11 protein-coding genes are annotated in these 19,368 nt (G+C 66.7%); 5 read left to right on the top strand and 6 right to left on the bottom strand.

Annotation, left to right across the window (positions count from 1 at the left end):
- Positions 1-357 precede the first annotated feature (357 nt).
- Positions 358-723, top strand: coding sequence for a hypothetical protein (locus FHW85_RS02095; RefSeq protein ID WP_168647146.1), 366 nt, complete (start codon positions 358-360; stop codon positions 721-723).
- A gap of 169 nt (positions 724-892) precedes the next feature.
- Here FHW85_RS02095 and FHW85_RS02090 read toward each other — a convergent pair whose 3' ends face one another.
- Together FHW85_RS02090 and FHW85_RS02085 are read right to left on the bottom strand one after the other, a co-directional pair.
- On the bottom strand, positions 893-2,998 hold the full coding sequence (locus FHW85_RS02090; protein WP_210427674.1) for a hypothetical protein: 2,106 nt from the start codon (positions 2,996-2,998) through the stop codon (positions 893-895).
- A 36-nt stretch (positions 2,999-3,034) separates the two neighbouring features.
- On the bottom strand, positions 3,035-4,810 hold the full coding sequence (locus FHW85_RS02085) for a thiamine pyrophosphate-dependent enzyme (RefSeq protein ID WP_168647145.1): 1,776 nt from the start codon (positions 4,808-4,810) through the stop codon (positions 3,035-3,037).
- 659 nt (positions 4,811-5,469) lie between these two features.
- On the opposite strand from FHW85_RS02085, the gene FHW85_RS02080 reads away from it, so the two are divergent.
- Complete coding sequence (locus FHW85_RS02080; protein ID WP_167258649.1) at positions 5,470-6,810, top strand: ATP-binding protein; 1,341 nt, start codon at positions 5,470-5,472, stop codon at positions 6,808-6,810.
- A 6-nt stretch (positions 6,811-6,816) separates the two neighbouring features.
- Here the strand turns inward: FHW85_RS02080 and FHW85_RS02075 are convergent, their stop codons facing one another.
- Positions 6,817-9,207 carry a two-component regulator propeller domain-containing protein gene (locus FHW85_RS02075; RefSeq protein WP_168647144.1) on the bottom strand — a complete coding sequence of 797 codons (2,391 nt, stop codon included), beginning with the start codon at positions 9,205-9,207 and terminating at the stop codon, positions 6,817-6,819.
- A 657-nt stretch (positions 9,208-9,864) separates the two neighbouring features.
- Here FHW85_RS02075 and FHW85_RS02070 point away from each other — a divergent pair.
- The 3 genes from FHW85_RS02070 (at position 9,865) to FHW85_RS02060 (ending at position 13,833) form a co-directional block, all read left to right on the top strand.
- Positions 9,865-10,530 (top strand): response regulator, encoded by a 666-nt coding sequence (locus tag FHW85_RS02070; RefSeq protein ID WP_168647143.1) that lies wholly within the window; start codon positions 9,865-9,867, stop codon positions 10,528-10,530.
- A gap of 10 nt (positions 10,531-10,540) precedes the next feature.
- Positions 10,541-11,959: an ATP-binding protein gene (locus tag FHW85_RS02065; RefSeq protein ID WP_168647142.1), complete on the top strand. Its 1,419-nt coding sequence runs from the start codon at positions 10,541-10,543 to the stop codon at positions 11,957-11,959.
- A 380-nt stretch (positions 11,960-12,339) separates the two neighbouring features.
- A complete protein-coding gene (locus FHW85_RS02060; protein ID WP_168647141.1) occupies positions 12,340-13,833 on the top strand; it encodes a GGDEF domain-containing protein in 1,494 nt (497 codons plus the stop codon).
- A 141-nt stretch (positions 13,834-13,974) separates the two neighbouring features.
- On the opposite strand, the gene FHW85_RS02055 is transcribed toward FHW85_RS02060, so the two are convergent.
- The 3 genes from FHW85_RS02055 to FHW85_RS02045 are packed head-to-tail and all read right to left on the bottom strand — an operon-like array spanning position 13,975 to position 19,330.
- The gene (locus FHW85_RS02055; protein WP_168647140.1) at positions 13,975-14,925 is read right to left on the bottom strand and encodes a glycoside hydrolase family 43 protein; all 951 of its coding nucleotides are present in this window, start codon (positions 14,923-14,925) and stop codon (positions 13,975-13,977) included.
- Complete coding sequence (locus FHW85_RS02050) at positions 14,925-16,475, bottom strand: exo-alpha-sialidase (protein WP_168647139.1); 1,551 nt, start codon at positions 16,473-16,475, stop codon at positions 14,925-14,927. Before FHW85_RS02050 ends, FHW85_RS02055 begins: the two co-directional genes overlap by 1 nt.
- Before the next feature lie 59 nt (positions 16,476-16,534).
- A complete protein-coding gene (locus tag FHW85_RS02045) occupies positions 16,535-19,330 on the bottom strand; it encodes a TonB-dependent receptor (RefSeq protein ID WP_167258670.1) in 2,796 nt (931 codons plus the stop codon).
- Between the last annotated feature and the right edge of the window lie 38 nt (positions 19,331-19,368).

The following is a 19,368-nucleotide window of genomic DNA, read 5'->3' as shown; positions in this document are numbered from 1 at the left end:
TGCGCTGAATCTCGCCGCTGCTCGATCTGAAAATTCGAAGCGATCGAAAACAAGCATCGCGCTCCAACTAACACACCGCTCTTTGAAACACCTCACTCACACCACAACTCTTCAATCTCAACGCGATTGCCATTCCCACGCACCACGCGCATCCGCAACACACCTACGCAAATCCCATCCCGCTTGTCGTCCTCACCCGACAGACACTCACACCATGCTTTGCTAGCTTGGCGAAGTTGCGTGTTGCATCACTTCGCACGCGACCATCCTGCTTCCGCCACAAAAAAGCGCGGGCCGGCAGGGCTGCAACCCGGACCGGCCCGCTGACCACAACCAACCCTTACAGGAAAGTCGATCATGGCTAGCCAGGATCATACGGCAGATATCTACACCATCCCTTCCACCGACGATTTGCGAATTAGCAATGCGACTAATCCCCTAGGTCGTCCGATTTATCTCACCGACGAGGTCGAAGATTCTCAAGAACGTTTGCTTACCCGCCTGGCCGGCATCCATATGGCGGTGAATGTCATCAACGATTTGCTCGCCAACAGCGATGCCTTCCGCGAGCGCCAGGCCAGTGGACAGTCGAATGCGCCGGGCGAATGGCCGTTGCCGCCAACCTATGTCGAAGGCTTGTTCGTCGCCGTACGCTTTCTTAGCGAATACGCCGAGTCGCTAAGCCTGGGCGCACTCTCCGAAACCCACGTCGCCGATGTCTGACGACAGGTGCGATCCATCGAGCGACTCGGTGGATCGTCCTTTTCCTATAAGGATTAGTCTGAATTTCCGGATGATCCATCCCGCTGCAGCGATCGAAAAGCCGTTCGCCGATGCGTAAGAGAAAAGCCCCGCAAGGCGGGGCTTTCTCGTACGACATGCAGGCGATCCCTTACACGGGCTCGGACTCCTCCGACTGCCGTGCCGGATCGATATTGCGCAGAAACTTCTCCACGTCGTCGGCATTGCCGACCACCGACTCTTCCGGACAGATAAACGGATAGGCCTTGTTGTCGATGATCGGCTCGATGCCGAAGAAATCGTTCAAGACCGACTCCGAGGTGCAATACGCGCCCTCCACCCAGGCCTGGTCGTTGGAATAAGCCTCGCCGACGATGAAGATGTCGGCATCGGCGCCCTTGATCAGCTGCGAGGGCTTGCGGATCTTGCGCTGCACGTCGCCGATATCGTAATGCGGCGCCCATTCGTGATAGCCGGCATTGAACGGTGGCAGCGACCAGTCCATGTAGGCCGATTCCAGCGGCTCCGGCACGGCCGTGTAGTCCGTGTTCGGGCCGAAGTGCAGCTCCGCCAGCATCTTGCGCAACATCTTCACCATCCGCGCGGGCACCTTGCGCGGCCCTTCCAGGGGCTGGGTGTCCGACGAGCTGGGGATTTCGCGCTGGCGCTTGGGGCCCAGTTCCAGCTCGTGCCAGAACGCGGTGTTGTCCTCGTCGTCATAGCTGGCCAGGATGCCGTAGACCGGCTTCTTCTTCGGCGTGGTCGCGTTGTTGCCGAAGTACACCACCATGCGGATCGGCGAATTGCTGACGCTGGGCCCGATGGTGTCGTTGCGCGAAGCCGCGGTGAGCTGCTTGACCTGCAGAATGGTCAAGGCCTGCTCGGTGATGTTCTCGATCGCCTTCACCATGTCCCCGGCCGACTCGTACGGAACCTCGATCATCGTCGCCATCGCCTTCAGCGCGGCGGCGGGGAATTTCTGCGCGCGCAGCCCGGCGATGGTGTCGGGGGTGATGGTGTAGCCGACCACCATGGCCGGATACGGCGCCGGATTGTCGATGTCGGGCGACCACCACGGCTGGTCGAAGAACATGCCGATCTTGTACGACGGCTGCATGATGGTCGCTTCGAGATAGAGGCTCACCTTCTCGTGGTTGAGCACGTCCACCTCGCCCTTGGCCGGCGCGCGGAAACGTGTGGCCTGCGCCACCAGGTCGATCGCGGCCCGCGGCATCGCCAGCCATGCGGCATCGGCCTCGCCCCCGCCCGCGGCGAGATTGGGATCGGCGCGCAGCGCCGTGGTGTAGACCGCCTTGCCGGACTTCGACAGGATCGAATGCAGGCGCGTGTCGGGGTGGTAGCGGAACTCAACGCCCTTGGCCTTGGCCAGCTTCAGGATCTCCTCGAACAGCGCATTGAACATGCCCGAGTAGCCGATCGACAGCGTGCGGTACTGGCTGCCGGGGGTGAACTCGTTGTTGATGTTGAACGACACGCCGGCATGCGTGTTGATCACGTTGGAACTGTAGCCGTTGCCGTCGGCCGCGTAGTCGTAGCCTTCCGCGCCGAGCTGATCGTAAAGCAGGTTCCAGTAGCCGATGTCCTTCAGGTAATCGCCCTGCTGGAACACGCTGGACTCCGGCAGCTTCGCGGTAATCCGCCCGTGCTGGTAGAACGAGCACCAGTCGCGCCGGGTGAAATCGGCCCATGGCTTGGTGGTGGCCAGGTCCTGCACGATGGTGAAGCCCTGGTCCGGCGTGGTGGCCGCGCCGAAGTTGTTCACCGCATACGGCGCCGGCGTATTCGAGGTGATGCCGTTCAGATAGAAATTGCGCGAGCGCAGATAGAACAGCTGGTTGTTGGTGACATTGAACGGCACCGAATACTTGTCCAGCCCCAGCAGCGAAATGACCGCGGTGACCACGCGGTGGCCCGGCGCCAAGCCGTTGTTCGGGTCCGGGAACTCCTTGGTCGGAATCCGGTTCCAGTGCGAATAGCGCATGCCGCCGAGTTCGACGTAGGAGTTGGTCTTGTCGTTGTTGTAATGCCAGGTGCAGATGCGCGCACCCGCCGCGCGGGTACCCGGATAGCGCTTGGTGAAGTCGTAGCGGCCCCAGTCGTGCAGCGCCAGGATGTCGCCCTTCTTCAGCTGCTTGGCATTGAACTTGGCCTGCTTGCACTGGCCGCTCAGCAACCGCCAGGCCGTGTAGAGGCCGGCGGCGCCGGCGCCGAAGATCGCATAGGTCTTCTGTGTCATGGTGTGTGGCTCCCTGGATGAGAGTGGCTGGCAGCGTTATTCGCTGCCGAGGCGGTACATCTGGCCGGGCAGATCCTTTTGCGGAATGACGACTTCGACGAGCACGGGCTTGTTCTTGATCCTGGCGATGCGCGGCAGCGCGGCATTGAGTTCGTCCACCGTGGTCACGCGGATGCCTTCCGCGCCGAAGGCCTGGGCCAGGGCGAGGTAGTCCCACTTGGGCAGGATGTCGAAGGCATCGAACTTGTGCTTCGGGCCGGGCTTGAACGCGGACATGTCCACGTAGACCTGCTCGATCGCATAAACCTGGTTGCTCATCACGAAGATCACCGCGTTGAGCTGGTTGCGCGCCAGCGTGGACAGCGACTGGCAGACCATCATGAAGCCGCCGTCGCCGGCCACGGTCCAGGCGCGCTTGCCGCTGCCCAGCTGGGCGCCGGAGGCCGCGCCGGTTTCGAAGCCGATGCACTGCCACGCGGCCGAGGCGATGAAGCTGCCCTGCGCCAGGCCGTAGGCATTGGTCGCCACATACATCGCCGAGCTCACGCCGTAGGTCATCACGATGTCCTTCAGCAGGTTCTTGTCCTGCAGGAACTTCATCGTGTTGGCGAAGAAACGGTTGTAGGTGATGATCTGCGGATCGACGTCGTAGACCGGGTCGGAGTTGGCCGCCCAGGGATTGGGGTACTTCGGCTGCGGCGGCGCCTTGGCCTTGATCGGGTAGGCCTTGCTCGCGACGAAGCGCGCCAGCAATGCCTCCATGAAATCCTGCATGGTGACGTCGCCGTACTTGAAATAGCCGGCGCGCACGCCGTCGGTGTCGGCCAGCACCATGCTGCCGTACTTGCTCTCGATGAAGGTGAGGTAGTCGTCGGTGATGATCGCGCCCAAGGTCAGCACGCAATCGGAAGCCATTACGATCTCGCGCACCGCCTCGATCGAGGCCGCGTCCGAGTAGGTGCCGATGAACTTGTCGCCCTGCTCGTCCAGCACGCTCTTGCCCAGGCTGGTGGTGGTGTAGAGAAAGCCGCTGGCGTCGATGATCTTCTGCAGCAGGCCGGAAAGCCCGAAGCGCAGCACCTCGACACCGGCGAAGATCAGCGGCTGCTTGGCCTGGGTGATCTGCATCCAGGCCTGGTCCACCGCATTGCGCAGCGCCAGCTCGGGGCTGCGCGTGACGCGCGGCTTGAGCGGCGTGGCCGGCGGCCGCGCGCAGGGCTGGCCCCACACTTCCTTGTAGCAGGCGATGTAGACGGGGCGCTTCTGGGTGATCGCCTCGACCAGCAGCTCGTCGATCTGTTCGGCCGCGCCCACATTGGTGCTGAGCGTGACCGCCTTGACGGTGACGTATTCGTAGATGGCGCGGTCGGAATTGAGGTCGCCGGTGGAGTGGTGGAACAGCACGTCGTACATGTCGGTGATGTCGCGCATGTCGGCGCCGGGCGTGGCGCTGATCACCACGATCGGGCTGCGCTCGACCCAGGCGCCGGCAATCGCGTTGAGCGCACTGTAGGTGCTGACGCCGAACTGCAGCGACACGGCGGCCAGGCCGCGGGTGCGCGCATAGGCGTCGGCGGCGTAGGCGGCGTCCAGTTCGTTGATGGCGCCGATCGCGGTGACGCCGTCGAAATATTCCAGCGCCTGGGTGAAGTGCTTGACGTAGTCGCCGGGTATCTGGAATACCTCGGTGACCTGCAATTGCTTGAGCCGCGTCAACAGATAATCGGCCACGGTAAAGGTGGCGGTCGAGATCGACGCCGGTGCCGTGCTGATCGAACGGGACTTGTTGGTGGTTCTGCTGCTGTCTGCCATGACGATTCCCCCTGTCTGAAGAATGGAGGCGCGCGACACGAGCCGGCCCGGCCGTGCGCCGCTTCCGTCGTTACCGCAATAAAAAGAAAATGAAACGCTTGCCGGTCGATGCATGCGTGTCGAGGCAGGTGCACTGCACCGCCTCGCGGATGGATGGAGCTATTCCGTGTTGCCCCATTCGGCATGGCTGCGCAGAACGGCCGCTTCGATCCGCTGTGGAATACGCGGAACGGCTGCCCGCAGGCGAACGGTGTCTTTCATAGAGCGCTCCCTGGACCGATCTGCCGGTCCGCCCCACTACGCTTTGAAGTGATGTGCTCCAGCCAACGTCGACGCATGGACGGGCGAGCCGGCTGGACTCCCCGAGGTGCCTCAAGACCACCACAGCACGGGGGCGACAGCCGCATGGGGGCGCCGCGGATACCTACGGACGCCGGCATGCTTTTGTTGCGGAAATCGTGGATTCAGCCCCCTGAAAACGCCCGGAGACTACAACGCTCGGGTGTGAAGCCGATGTCACGGATAAAGTGCGAAGCCGGGCTTGCGCATCGGGCGTCCTACAATGCGTGTCCGGCACAAGGCAGCGGCGCAGATCGATGCACCTGATCCTTGTATCCGCCGTGGCATCACCACCCCTTTCACCTGTCGACCCGGTTGCCATGTCCACCGAAGCCTCCTCGAATCCGCTGCAGTCCTTCACGCATCGGCGGCCGCTGCCCTTCCCCGCCGCCGAACCGCGCAGCGACCGGATGCTGCAGGCGATTCTCGCCGCGGTCGGCACGGTGGCCTCGATCGCCGCCATCGCCGCGCATCGCCATGCCGATGCCGCGCAACCCCAGGATGCCTGGACCGCGATGGCGATCGGCGCCTACGCATGGGTCTGCTTCGCGCTGGCACGCGCGGGCTATTACCGCGGGTCGGCCAGCCTCACGGTGATCGGCAGCCTGCTGCTGATCGGCATCAACTACGCCGTCTACGGACTGCAGGCGCAGCCGGACCTGCTGATGATCCACCTGCTGCCGCTGCTGCTGGCCGGCCTGCTGCTGGGCCGCGCCGCGGTGTGGTGGGTGGCGCTGGGCAGCGTGCTGTCGGTGCTGCTGGGTGCGTGGAGCGACCTGCACGGCGCGACGAATGCCGTAGCCGGCGCGGACACCTGGTCCAGCCTGTTCCTGTCCGGCATGAACTTCCTGGTACTGGCGACCATCCTGGACCGGCTGATTCTTTCCTCGCAGCGCGCCATCGCGCGCAGCCGCGAGCTGGACGCCGCCTACCGCGAACTGCAGCGCACCATGGACGAGAAGGACCAGGCCTATGCGCGGCTGCTGGAATCGCAGCGCATGGAAGCGATCGGCCGCCTCTCCACCGGCGTGGCCCACGACTTCAACCATATCCTCAGCGTGATCCTGGGCCTGGTCGCCGCGCCCGCCTCGAACGGCGGGCCGGACATGGCGCTGTCGCGCATCGAGCGCGCGGCCCGGCGCGGCACCATCCTCACCCGCCGCCTGCTCAGCTTCAGCCGCCCGCAGAGCCGCGACATGGCGGTGTTCGACCTGGGCGAGGCGATCGATGAAATGTCCGCGCTGATCGCCGCGATGTTCCACCCGCGCATCAAGGTGGAATTCGATATCTCCGCCGGCGACCTGCTGGTGCGGGCCGATCGCGACGAACTGGAACTGGCCCTGCTGAACCTGGCCAGCAACGCCTCCGACGCCATGCCGCAGGGCGGGCATTTCAGCATCTCGGCCAAGGTCGACGGCACGCATGCGCTGATCCGCATCGAGGACGGCGGCGTCGGCATGACGCCGGACGTGCTCGCGCATGCGTCCACGCCATTCTTCACCACCAAGCCGCGCGGCGAAGGCACCGGCATCGGGCTGAGCATCGTGCACCGCTTCGTGGCCGACTGCGGCGGCAGCATCGCCATGGACAGCCAGCCCGGCCGCGGCACGCGCATCGAGATACGGCTGCCGCCGACCGGCGGCGGGACGGCGGAAGCCTGAAAGCCGCTAAGAGCGCAGGCGCCGCCAGGCCGTTGCGCCGATCCCGTCCGAACGGCCGCCGGCGACCAGCACCAGCAGGCCGAGCAAGGTGATCAGGGTCCAGATCCACGGCCGCTGATACCAGGGCTGCGGGTGCACGATGGTCAGCACCGCCGGCGCCGACACCCACGGCCCGCCCACCACGCGCGCCTGCACCTCGAGCTGGTGCACGCCCCACGGCACCACCGGATACAGCAGGCTGCGGCTCTGCCCGGCATCGACCCAGTCGCGGTCCACGCCGGCCAGGCGGAAGCGGAACAGGGTTTCCTGAGGGCGCCCGAGATTGACCGCGGTGTAGCGGATTTCCAGGTTGCGCGAGAACGGCGGCAGCACCAGCTGCGGACCGGAAAGATCTAGCGCATGGCCGTTCACCGCCGCGTATTCCACGTGCGAGGTGGGCGGCGCCGGCTCGGCGCCCGGCACCTTGGCCGGATCGAGCACGCCGAAGCCCGATACCAGGGAGAACCACAGCCGGCCCTGCCCGTCGCGATAACAGGTGGCGGAACCGCCGCCGTTGATTTCGGCGGGAATCAGGCCGTCGCGCTCGGCGAAGCGCACCGATTCGATCGAAGCGGCGGCCTGCGCGGGTGAAGGCAGCACCGTGACGCCGAGATTGCCCGCCAGCCACAGGCGCCCGCGCCCGTCGGCCTCGATGCAGGACACGGTGTCGTCGAACAGGCCGTTGCTGCGGTCGTAGTACTGGATCTTGCCGTCCTTGATGCGGTTGAGGCCGCCGCCATAGGTGCCGATCCACAAGCTGCCGTCGGCATCCTCGTGCAGCGCGCGCGCAAAGCGCGAGGACAGTCCGTCGTCGACCGTCCAATGCTCGGCGACCTGCCCGCCCTGCAATCGCCACGCGCCATGGTCGCCCACGAACCAGTAGCCGCCGCGCCGCGCCTTGCTCACGCTGCCGATGCGCATGCCGCGCAGGGCGTCGATGGATTGCCGGCGGACGATGCGTCCATCGGCGCCGATATCGAGCGCGAACGTCGAACCAGCGGTCGAGACCAGATAAGCACCGTCGTCGCGCTGCCACACATTGACCGGCTCCTTGCTCGGCCAGGTGTCGACCCGCCGCACCGCGCCGTTGTCGAACAGGCCCAGCTCCCCGTTCGCGGTACCGATCCACAGGCGGCCCTGGCGATCCAGCAGCAGGCTGAAGACGCAGGAACTGTTCAGCGCAGGCTGCATCGCCACCGCTCGCGCGCGGCCATCGGCTTCCCAATGAAAGAGACCGCCGCAGGCGGAGCCCAGCCACAGCCCGCCCTCGCCATCGTAGGCAATCGCACGGCCAGCCATCGCGGTACCGAGCCTGCGCTCGCCTACCAGCCCGAACAGCGGCGCACGCACCTTGAGCAAACCGTTATGCCCGCTGCCGGCCCACAGATTGCCCTCGTTGTCCCAGGTGAGATTGGCCACGCCCGGCACCGACAGCTCGGGCGCTTCCTGCCATCCACCATGTCCGTCCTGCACCAGCACGCCACCCGTGGCCTGCGCCACCCACCAGCGCCCGTCCGGCGCCTGCGCCGCATCCCTGGGCTGCGCCACGCCCAGCGCCAGCCAGCGCTGCGTGGCCGGCGTATAGCGGTAAAGCTCGGTCTCCGTGCCGACCAGCAAGCTGTCGCCATCCAGCCGCAGCAGCCACACTGTGTGGTCGTTCGCCGGCAACGCAATGTGCTGAAGCACGCCGCCTTCGACCCGGTGCAAGCCGTTATTGCCACCGACAAACAGCGCCCCCGCCCGATCCATGACCAGCTGGTTGTCGCCGACCGGACTGGAATGCTCGCTCCAGCGCACCTCCCCGCTGACCGGATCGAGCTTCAGCAACCCCGCATTGGTCGCCGCCCAGATCCCACCATCCCCCGCCTGCAGCATCCCGTTGACCTGGCAGCTCGCGGCGCAGACCGGCAGATGCCGGAAACCGGAACGGTCGCGGATGCTCAATCCGGCGTCTTCCGTCCCGATCCACAGATTTCCATCGCGGCTTTCGAGCAGCGCGGTGATGCGATCGCTGGCCGGGGCATCGATGCGCCCCGAGCCCGAACGCGAGCGGCCATGGAAGATGGTGAAGGCGGTGCCGTCGAAACGGGCCAGACCGCCAAAGGTGCCGACCCACAGATAACCGTCGCGGGCCTGGACGATGGCGTTCACGTGCGACTGCGGCAGACCGTCGTCGCCGCTGTAGAGGCGGATGCCTACGCGGTAGTCGAAGGCCGGGTTTGCACAGACCGCAGCGCTGATTGCGAGCAAGGCGCAGACGAGCAGCAGCACGGACCAGCAGCGGCCCTGAAGCGTCCGGTGGCGGACGCTGGCGGGCTTGTTCGAGGTGGAGCCGCTGAGGGGGTGAATGTCGGTCACGTACGCGGCTCGGGGCCACTCGTTCGGGGTGAAATTGCTGGGGATAGCGTGGTGGCTCGGGGTATGGCCGTCCAGGTGAAGGGGCGATCTTGTAGCTGATCTCGGGTAAAGGAAAGGGCTTTTGGTTTGCGAACAGTGAGCGGCTGGGCAAGCCCCGGCCCCTCACCCCAACCCTCTCCCCGGAGGGGAGAGGGGGAATGACGGGCGGAGCGAAAATCCAGCGCAGAGCTCGCGGCGCAGCCGCGGCGTTCCGCTTGCACGCTTTTGCTCTTGATCTACCGGGTCCCCTTGGCGCCGGCGGTGAGGGCTGGACGAAAAGGCCCCCGCAGGGGGGCGGGGACACGATGTCCCCGCCTTTTTGATCAGGGCATGGATGCCCTGTCAAAAAGCCCGGCCAGCCCTCACGGACCCTCAGCAGCTGCGCTGCTGAGGGCGCCAAGCAGGGTGCCCTCTCTTTTTGGTTACTTTTTCTCTGGGCACGCAGAGAAAAAGTAACTCGCCCCGCGGCAGCGGGGCGAAACCCTCGCCAAAGGCGAGACACCCCAGCCTCACCCCCCCACACATTGAAGCCCCCACCCCACGGCTAAGCCGCCCCTAATACACCGACCCGATCATTTTCCCGGATACTCCACGCCACCCGCGAGCCTGGTTGCCACCGTGCACATACTTCTTATCGAGGACGATCCGCTCCTCGGCAAAGCCATCCAGCGGGCACTCGAACAGCTCGCCTACACGCTGACCTGGATCCGCGACGGCCGCGAGGCCATGGCCGCGGTGAACGACCCCTCGGTCGACCTGCTCCTGCTCGACCTGGGCCTGCCCAACCGCGACGGCTTCGAGATCCTCACCGAAGCGCGCGGCCGCCGCCTGCGCACGCCGATCATCGTGATGACCGCGCGCGACGACCTGGAATCGCGCATCCGCGGCCTGGACGCCGGCGCCGACGACTACCTGGTCAAGCCCTTCCACCTGGACGAACTGGCCGCGCGCATCCGCTCCACCACGCGCCGCGCCCAGGGCATGGCCGACAACCGCATCGAGGTCGGCCCGCTGGTGCTCAACACCGCGGCGGTGGAAGTCACCTACCAGGGCAAGAAAGTGGAGCTCAGCCGCCGCGAATTCGCCCTGCTGCAATACCTGATGGAACGCGCCGGCCGCGTGGTGCGCCGCGAGCAGCTGGAAAGCTCGCTGTACGGCTGGGACAACGAGGTGGGCTCCGGCGCGCTCGACGTGCTGGTCCACGGCCTGCGCCGCAAGCTGAGCTTCGACGCGATCAAGACGGTGCGCGGCTTCGGCTACACCATCCCGCTGGATCATCCATGAGCGCAGCGCGATGAGCGGATCGGCCCTGCGCTTTCCCAGCCTGCGCGCGCGCCTGCGCTGGATGGTCATCGCCATCCTCGCCGCGGCGATGCTCCTGCTCGGCGCGCTCAGCTACCGCTATACGCTGAAGGAAGTGCACGAGCTGCTCGACGGGCGCCTGGCCCAGTCCGCGCGCACGCTCGACGTGCTGCTGCGCACCGGCGGCATGCCGCCGGACGGACGGCCCGTGGTGGTGCCCACGCCTTCGCGCACGCCCGCCGCACACGGCAAGGGCACCCATTCCTACGAGCCGGAAGTGGGCTACCAGGTATTCGCCGCCGACGGGCGCGTGCTGGCCACCACGGCCAATCTCGACGGCATGCCCGCGCCGCGGGCGGACGACAAGGCCTTCCGCGATGTCTCCTTCGGCACGCGCCGCTGGCGCGTGTTCCAGTTGCCGCGCGGCAGCGACGGCGAATGGATCCGCACCGCCGAGCGCTACGACAGCCGCACCGAAATCAGCCAGGCGCTGTGGGTGCAGTACGGCCTGATGCTGTTCGTCGCGCTGCCGCTGCTGGCCCTGCTGATGGGCTGGGCGATCCGGCGCGGCCTCAAGCCGCTGGACACGCTGGCCCGGCGCCTGCTGCGGCGCGAACCGGGCAGCCATGCGCCGGTGACGCTGGAGAACGCGCCGACCGAGCTGCGTCCGCTGCTGGACGCGCTGAACGAGCAGATCGGCCGCCTGGAGAACGCGCTCGAACGCGAGCGCCGCTTCAGCGCCGACGTCGCGCACGAACTGCGCACGCCGCTGGCCTCCACCATGATCAACCTCGACGCCGCGATCGGCGCCCGCGAACCCGGCGCCGCCGACAGCGCATTGGCCGATGCGCGCGAATGCCTGGTCGCGCTGGCCCGCCGCACCGAACAGCTGCTGGCGCTGGCGCGGCTGGAGTCGGGCGAAGGGCGCCGCGCCATGGCTCCGGTCGATCTGGCGACGCTGGCCGGCGACGTGATCGACGAGATGGTCTCGGTGATCGCGCACAGCCAGGTCGAGCTGGTGCTGGCTCCGCTGCCGCCGCGCCTGGTGGTGCACGGCGACGAGGCGGCGCTCAGGGCCATGCTGCGCAACCTGCTGGAGAACGCGATGCGCCACGTGCCCTCCGGCGGCATGGTGGAACTGGCGCTGTCCCGCGCCGGACGGGTGGCGGTGATCGACGTCGTCGACAACGGGCCGGGCATCCCGCCCGAACGGCGCGCCGCGCTGTTCGAGCGCTTCCACCGCGAGCCGGGCACGCGCGGCGACGGCTACGGCCTGGGGCTGTCGATCGTGCAGCGCGCGGCGCAAATGCATGGCGCGGATATCCAGCTGCTCGATTCGCGCTTCGGCACGGGGCTGCATGTGCGGGTCAGCCTGCTGCTGCATGGCGACGAGGCGGCGCGGGAGCGCTAGCTGCGGCAGGTGCTTCCTGCGGTGGCCCGGTTCGCCGGGCGTGCGGACAGATCTGGCGAGTGGCATGGCCGGCGCTCCGTTGCGGACGAATAAAGCGGTCCCCCCGGAACGGGGGGACCCGCGAGCGCCCGGGGCAGAGGGGAGAACCCGGGCGTCCGCGGCCCGCACCTGCTGGGGAGCCGGTCCGGGCAGGGATAGATTGCTGCGGCGCCGGGCCTGCGTATGTAGGCGGATGCCGGCGTGCTCCGTACGGTCCGAACGCGCGTCGGCGCGCTCCGTGACTGTCATTGCGTAGGCGCGGGCCTCACCGCAGCACAGTCGGTACAACCCCGCATGGATTCGTGCTTAAGTGGCCGCACCCATCGCCCATGCGACGCGCCATGAAGATGCAGGCTCTCGCTCCGCGTATCTATGCGCCCCTGCTGGCGGCGCAGCTCGCCGTGCTGGTGTTCGAACCGCCGCACGTGCTGAGCCTGAGCTACGCGTGCGTGCTGGCGATACTCGCTTTCACCCTCTTGCTGAGCCTGCGCCGCGTGCGCCTGAGCCTGCCGCACAACCGGCCGCTGTGGGCGCTGCTGCTGGCGGCGCTGCTCAGCCAGGCTGCGGCCTTCGTGCTGCTGTTCGCCGATTCGCTGGTCAATCCCCAGGGCACCCTGGTGGCCTTCGATCCCACCTTCTATTTCTGCATGGGCAGCCTGCTGCTCACCCTCGCGGCGACCTACGACCCGGTGCTGCCCGCCTACCGCTGGACGGCATGGGTAGATGCGGCGCTGGCGATCCTGATCGCCTTGATGTTCTACGGCCTGGTGCGCGCCCTGGTGGCCGGCGCCGAAGCGCAGCCGGACAACGCCCGCGCCATCGTCTGGCTGTTCGACGGCATGGGGCTGTTCGTGGCGATATTCGCCACGCTGCGCCTGCTGGGCGCGCGCCGCCGCGACGAGCGGCGCTTCTTCATGGTGCTTACCGCGTTTGCCTGGATCGAGCTGTTCGCGCCGGCGGCGCATAACCGCTTCGTGCTCTCCAGCGAGTCGTATGTGCCGGAGCTGCTGCTGAGCGTGCCCTTCGCCGCGATCGGCCTGCTGCTGAGCCGCCGCTACGGCGACTGGCTGCGCGTCTACCGGCCGCCGGCGCGCGTACGGCACCTTGCCGGCAGCGTCAGTCCCTTCGTGCTGAGCCTGGCGCTGTGCCTGCTCGCTTTCGCCTATCTGCATCGCAGCCCCGTGCTGGCGGCGTGCGCGGTGATCGCCGGCATCGCCTCGTATGCGCTGCGCGCCGCCCTGATGCTGGGCCGGCACCTGTCCTCCGAGGACGAACTCAAGCGACTGCACCACGGCCTGCGCCGCGCGGCCCTGCGCGACGACCTGACCCAGCTGCTGAATCGCCGCGGCTTCTATCGCGCCTTCGACCGCGAATGGGAGCGCGCGCGGCAGTCCCGCACGCCGCTGGCGATAGCGATGCTCGACATCGATCACTTCAAGGCCTTCAACGATACCTATGGGCATCTGGCCGGCGACCAGTGCCTGGCGTCGGTGGCGCAGGCGCTGGCGGGGGAAGCGGCCGCCATGACCGGCGTGACGCTGGCGCGCGCCGGCGGCGAGGAGTTCGTGGTGCTGATGAGCGGCCACATGCCGCATGCGGCCGGCGCCTTGCTGGAAAAGCTGCGCGGGCGGGTCGAGGCCTTGCGCATCCTGCATGTGCGCGGGGTGCGCGGCTTCGTCACGGTGAGCGCGGGGATCGCCTCGAGCGAGCTGGCGCGTTACGAGGACGGCGAGGAAATGCTCGGCGCGGCGGACAAGGCGCTATACACGGCGAAGCGCGCGGGAAGGAATCAGGTGGTGTGGGCGGAGGTGCCGGGGACGGAGGCGATGTCGTGATGCGTCTCTGCGTCACCGCGTCACCGCGTAGGTTGGGGTGAGCCGTAGGCGAACCCCAACATGGCCAGTGCAGAGCGTATCGCATCGTTGGGGTTCGCCTGCGGCTCACCCCAACCTACGGCGGTTTCCTGAGCAAGGATTTCAATCGGCGAAGACGGGGCGCCCGCCGTCATCCCAGCGGAACTTCTGCATATACGGCGCGCGCTTCGCGGTGCATTTCCAATCCGGACCTCCATTGGCGTGGAACACGATCCAATCCGAGCCGTCGGCGCCTTTGAAAAACCCGTTGTGCCCGGTGGCGTAGACGCCATCCTTCGGCGAGCTCTTCACCACCGGCACCGGCGCCTTCGACCATGAGGAAGGCTTGAGCAGGTCAGCGTCCGTATCCGCGCTCAGCATCCCGATCGAATAGCCATCCGACCAGCAGGCGCTGGCCGAATACGTCAGGAACACCTTGCCTTCCGGCCCGGCCAGAAATTCCGGCGCCTCCAGGATCTTCCGCCCGCCCTGCATTTCCCAGGCGAACGTCGGCGCCGCGATATCCACCTGCGGCCCGGCCAGCGTCCATGGATCGCGCATCGGGGCGATCACCAGGTCGCTGTGGTCGCCGACGTAAGCCGAATACACGAAGTACAGCTTGCCGCGATGTTCGAACACCGTCCCATCGATACCGCTGAGCTTCGTCTGCAGCATGCCCTTGTCCGCCCACGCACCTTGCGTGGGATCGGCCGAGGCGTTTTCCAGCACGAACACGTGGCGGTGGGCATCGTCGTTGTGCGCCTTGTCCGCGGCGGAGTAGTACAGGTACCACTTGCCGCCGAGGAAATGCAGCTCCGGCGCCCAGATCGCCGCGGAGTTCGGTCCGCCGGCCGGCGCGCGCCATACCGTCACCGGCCGTGCATCCGCCAGCTTCGCCATGTCGCGCGTCTTCCACAGCGAGATGCGGTCGCCCTGCGTGTGCATGTAGTAGTAGAAGCCGTCGCGCTGCGTCACCCACGGATCGGGGCCGGAAGGCAGCAATGGACCGATCGGCTTGGCGGCCTGCGCGACCGGAGCCGCGAGCAGCAAGGCGAACAGCATGGCATGGCGCATCACTTGCCTTTACCTCCCGGCGACGCCGGCGCATCGCCATCCACCTGCAGATAGTCGATGTCGAGCACGTGGTCGCCGCCTTCGATATCGATCGTGTTGAAACCGGGCAGCAGCGATGCCGATACCGTCGCCAGCTGCCCATCCGTGGCCTTGTCGATCGCCGCAGGCACACGCGCACCGTTGACCATCAGCACCGGCGCGGCAGGCAAGCCGAGATCGCCAAAGCGCACGCTCAAGCGGTGTACGCCACCCGCCGCGTGCACCAGAAAACGCAAGCGCGATTCGCCCTGCCCCAGCCTCGCCTTGCGCTGGTTGGACGCCGCGGGATCGGGTACCACGGCCGCACCGGTCAGCTCGGCGTCCTCGGCCTCATAGCGGTCGAAACGCAGCGGCGCGATCGCCGACAGCATCTCGTTGCGCGACGCCTGCTCCGGCGCATCGGCCGCGGACGACGACGTCACGTGCAGGAACGAACCGTCGCCACGCGCCAGCAAGGCCTGCGTCCAGCCCGCATGGATATTGCCGCTGCGTTTCTGCACCGGCGCCCGCACCTCCCACCACGGACCACGGCCCGAGGCGTTGTTCCAGTACAAGCTGCGCCCGCCCTCGTCGCCACCGCCGCCGGCGCGCTGCGCGGAAACCACGATCACGCCCTCCGGCCCGCCTTGCGGAAACCACTGCAGCACCGGACACGCCGACGGCCAGAAGCCGGACAGCGTCATCACCGGCTCGCCATGCCGCTGCGGATCACCCCAGTCCAGTCCGTCGCGGCTGAACTTGATGAACACCTGTCCGTTGCGCGGGCCGTCGATGTTCTCGTACGTCATCGCATAGCGCTTGTCGGCCAGCCGCGCGACGATGGCCATGCCCGGCCGCTGCACGCCGCCGGGAATCGCCACGTCCCACACTTCCCTGCCCCAGCTGCGCCCGCCATCCGCCGACACCTTGTGCGCCAGCAGCTGGTTGTAGCCCTCGCCCTTGTGCTGCTCGCTGGAGTAATAGGCGACCAGGCGCCCGTCATCCAGCCGATGCACGTTGGGTTCCCACACGCCCTTGTTGTCCTTGTCCTCGGGACGCCCGCCACCTTGCACGATGGAGCTGCGGTAGCGCCAGCTCTTGCCGCCATCCGTGGACACGTACATCTGCAGGTCTTCGACATAAACCCGGCCATGCTCGTCGTTGCGCGTGGCATTGGCCGAAAGCAGCAAGGTGCCGGCCGGCAGATCGCCGGTTGCCTGCGCCAACTCCGTGATGTGCGGTTGCCAACGCAGCTGCCACTGCTTGTCGCCCGCGTGCGGCTGGTCGGTGACGTTCATCAGGAAGCGCCAGTGCGCGCCCTCGTCGCGGCTTTCCCACAGCGGAACGCCGGCCATGCCGTCCTGCTCGAACACCATCAGCAAGCGCCCGCGATCCGGGGCCTGGCCATATCCGGTGCGCACGACCGATGCGTAGCCGGTGCCGTCGGCCATGCGTTCGCCCACCACGCGTTCGTCGGCGTGCGCCGCCATCGCGGCCAGCGCCAACACCAGCGCGAACATCGTTCTTTTCATCACGACCTCCAGGAAAAAAGGCGGGCGGCCACGCCACGACGCCGCCCGCCGGGGAGGAATCACATCTTGAAGCGCACGCCCAGGCCGATGGTGCGGTCCTGGTAGCGGATGTCGCGCGGACGCGTGGTGCCGTCGCCCCACCACTGGTGCAGGTTGGCGCCGAAGATGTTCGTCGCGTTGAGCACCACGGTGAAGTTCTGGTTGACGTCGTAGCCGAGCGAGAAATCCACCTGGTTGGCGGGCTTGATCTCGTCGTTCACGCCCGCGACGGTGGGCTGGTTGAAGCCCTGGATGTAGCGGCTGCGGTAGTTGTAGGCCAGGCGCGCGGACCAGCCGTACTTCTCGTACATCAGCACCGCGTTGTAGTTGTTCTTCGAGACGTTCTGCAGCGGCGAGGCGGTGATCGGGCCGCCGATGAACTGCGGCGAGCGCGTGGAGCCCTCGATATAGGTGTAGTTGAACTGCGCGCCCAGGCCGCTCCACGGACCGGGCAGGAAGTCGAAGAACTGCTGATAAGCGAACTCCGCACCATCCAGATGGCCCGAACCGGCGCTCTGCGGCGAGTTGAGCTGGTAAGGCTGGCCGCCGATGGTGACGTCGGTGATGTAGTTCTGGATATAGCCGTTGATGTCGCGGTAGAACACGCCGCCGCTGACATAGCTGGCCGGGCCGAAATACCACTCCAGCGAGGCGTCGTAGTTGTTGCTGCGGATCGGCTTGAGGTTCGGATTGCCGCTGCTGGCCACGCCGGCGCGGTTGATCGTGCCGGGGTTGAGCGAGATCGACGGATTGAGCTGGCCGAAGCCCGGATAGGTCAGCGTCTTGGCCGCCACCACGCGCAGCTGCAGGTTGTCGCGCAGGTGCAGGTTGAAGCTGAGGTTGGGCAGGTAGACCGGCGCGCTGGTCGAAGCCGACAGCGGCGAATAGATGCCGCTGGAAGCGTCGAACGAATACGCGTCCAGATGGCGCTTCACGCGCTCCACCCGCATGCCCAGCAGGCCGTCGTACGGCAGGCCGAACAGCTCGTTGCCGTAGCCGAACTGCAGGTAGCCGGCGTACGACTTTTCCTGGATGTGATAGAAGCGGCCGGGATTCTCCGCGGCCAGGCCCGCCGGCAGGCCGTACAGCCCGCGGATCGCGTCGGCGTTGTTGACCAGGAAGTTGTAGCAGCCGCTCAGCCACGACACCGGAATCGCGTCGGTGGTCGGCTGGCTGCAGAAGTAGCCGTTCGGGAAGCGCGCCACCACCTGGTTGGCGGGGTTCGGGTTCAGCGCGATCTGGCCGGTGCCGCCCGGCGGCGGCGTGGAGATCTCCACGCTGCCGCGGTATTCGGCCTTGTGGTCGGAATAGCGCAGGCCGAAATCCATGTACTGGAAAAAATCGCCGCCCAGGTCGTAGGTGCCGTCGCCGCGCCACGCCGTCTGTTCGCCGCGCTGGTTGTTCCAGGTCTGGAACAGGCCGTTGAGGTAGTAGTTGGACGGATTGAGCTGCGGATTGCCGCCCAGGCCCCAGTTCTGCGCGCCGTTCCACACCGTGGTGATCGGCCCCTTCAGGAAGGTGTCGACGATAAAGGTCTGGTCGTGGAACGAGCTGGAATTGAAGGACAGGTCGGTGGACAGATTGAGCTTGTCGCCATGCCACTTCATGCCGATCGAGTTCTGGATGTCATGTCCCCACTGCTCGTGCGCCTGCGTGCTGGTGGCGGCATAGGTGTCGCCGGTCCACACGCCGCTGGAGGCATCGCAGATGCGCTGGCCGTAGTACGGCGAGCCGGTCAGCTGGTCGGCATAGCAATGGTTGGTGACGGACAGGCTGGACGGATTGACCACGCCCACCGGGAAGCTGAAATAGTACGGCTGGTTGTAGCGGTCCGAATCCCAGGTGTAGAGGCCTTCGATATAGACCTCGGTGTCCTTGTTCGGCTTCCATTGCAGGGCGTAGTTCGCTTCCTGGCGCTTGCGGCTGCCGATGTTGTAGTCGGCGCCCCAGCCATTGGGCGCGGAGATCAGGTCGCCGCCGGCCGTGCGGATCGGCGCGCCGTTGCCGCCGGTGAGCACCTTGGGGAAATCCGCCCATACCGCGTTGTATTCGTAGCGCTGCTTGTCGTAGCCCACGTTGAGCAGCGCGCCGAATTCGCCGATGTCGGTGTTCCAGCGGTTGCTCAGCAGCAGGCTGCCGTTGGGATCGGTATGGCCGCCGTACTTGCTGTGCGTGCCGGTGAGCGTGGCCGCCACCTTGCTGCCGTCGAAATCCAATGGGCGATACAGCTGCATGTCGACCAGGCCGGCGATGCCGCCGTCCGGCAGGCTGGCTTCGCTGGTCTTGTAGACCTGCACGGTCTTCACCGCGGTGGCCGGCAGGTTCTGGAAGGCGAAGGCGCGGCCGACGCCGCTGAAGATCTCGCGGCCGTTCAAGGTGGTGATTACGTTGGGCAGGCCGCGGATCACCACCGAGCTGGTCTCGCCCTGGAAGCCCTGCGCGATCTGCACGCCGGTGATGCGCTGCATGGCGTCGGCCACGCTGTTGTCGGGCAGCTTGCCGATGTCCTCGGCGACGATGGAATCGACCACCATGCGCGAGTCCTGCTTCAGCGCCTGCGCGCTCTGCAGGCTTTCGCGCAGCGGCGTCACCACCACGCCGGAAAGATTCACCGCGTTCTGGGTGGAGGCCTGGTCGGCGGTGCCGGCTTTCTTTTTGGCCGGCGCCTGGCCCGCGGGTGCGGCGGGTGCCTGGTCGGTGGACTGTTGCGGATCGGCGCTCTGCGCGTCGGGCCTGGTGTCGGCGGCATAGGCCGGCGCCAGCGCGGCGGCAATGGCCATCGCGAGCAGGGACAGCGGGATGCGATAGCGAGTCATGGTATGAACCTCCCCGGTTTACGGAGTCAAAGCGGCGC

Origin of the sequence: Dyella sp. SG609 (assembly GCF_012275375.1) — a bacterium.
In the GTDB taxonomy this organism is placed as follows: domain Bacteria; phylum Pseudomonadota; class Gammaproteobacteria; order Xanthomonadales; family Rhodanobacteraceae; genus Dyella_D; species Dyella_D marensis.
Note: the sequence above shows the minus strand (reverse complement) of the source record. Positions and strands in the feature narration are given on the sequence as shown.

Bases quoted from the DNA above. Each gene is read 5' to 3' on its own strand.
- FHW85_RS02060 (WP_168647141.1), top strand. From the start codon at position 12,340: ATGAAGATGCAGGCTCTCGCTCCGCGTATCTATGCGCCCCTGCTGGCG.
- FHW85_RS02090 (WP_210427674.1), bottom strand. From the start codon at position 2,998: ATGACACAGAAGACCTATGCGATCTTCGGCGCCGGCGCCGCCGGCCTC.
- FHW85_RS02095 (WP_168647146.1), top strand. From the start codon at position 358: ATGGCTAGCCAGGATCATACGGCAGATATCTACACCATCCCTTCCACC.
- FHW85_RS02085 (WP_168647145.1), bottom strand. From the start codon at position 4,810: ATGGCAGACAGCAGCAGAACCACCAACAAGTCCCGTTCGATCAGCACG.
- FHW85_RS02050 (WP_168647139.1), bottom strand. From the start codon at position 16,475: ATGAAAAGAACGATGTTCGCGCTGGTGTTGGCGCTGGCCGCGATGGCG.
- FHW85_RS02045 (WP_167258670.1), bottom strand. From the start codon at position 19,330: ATGACTCGCTATCGCATCCCGCTGTCCCTGCTCGCGATGGCCATTGCC.
- FHW85_RS02065 (WP_168647142.1), top strand. From the start codon at position 10,541: ATGAGCGGATCGGCCCTGCGCTTTCCCAGCCTGCGCGCGCGCCTGCGC.
- FHW85_RS02080 (WP_167258649.1), top strand. From the start codon at position 5,470: ATGTCCACCGAAGCCTCCTCGAATCCGCTGCAGTCCTTCACGCATCGG.
- FHW85_RS02055 (WP_168647140.1), bottom strand. From the start codon at position 14,925: ATGCGCCATGCCATGCTGTTCGCCTTGCTGCTCGCGGCTCCGGTCGCG.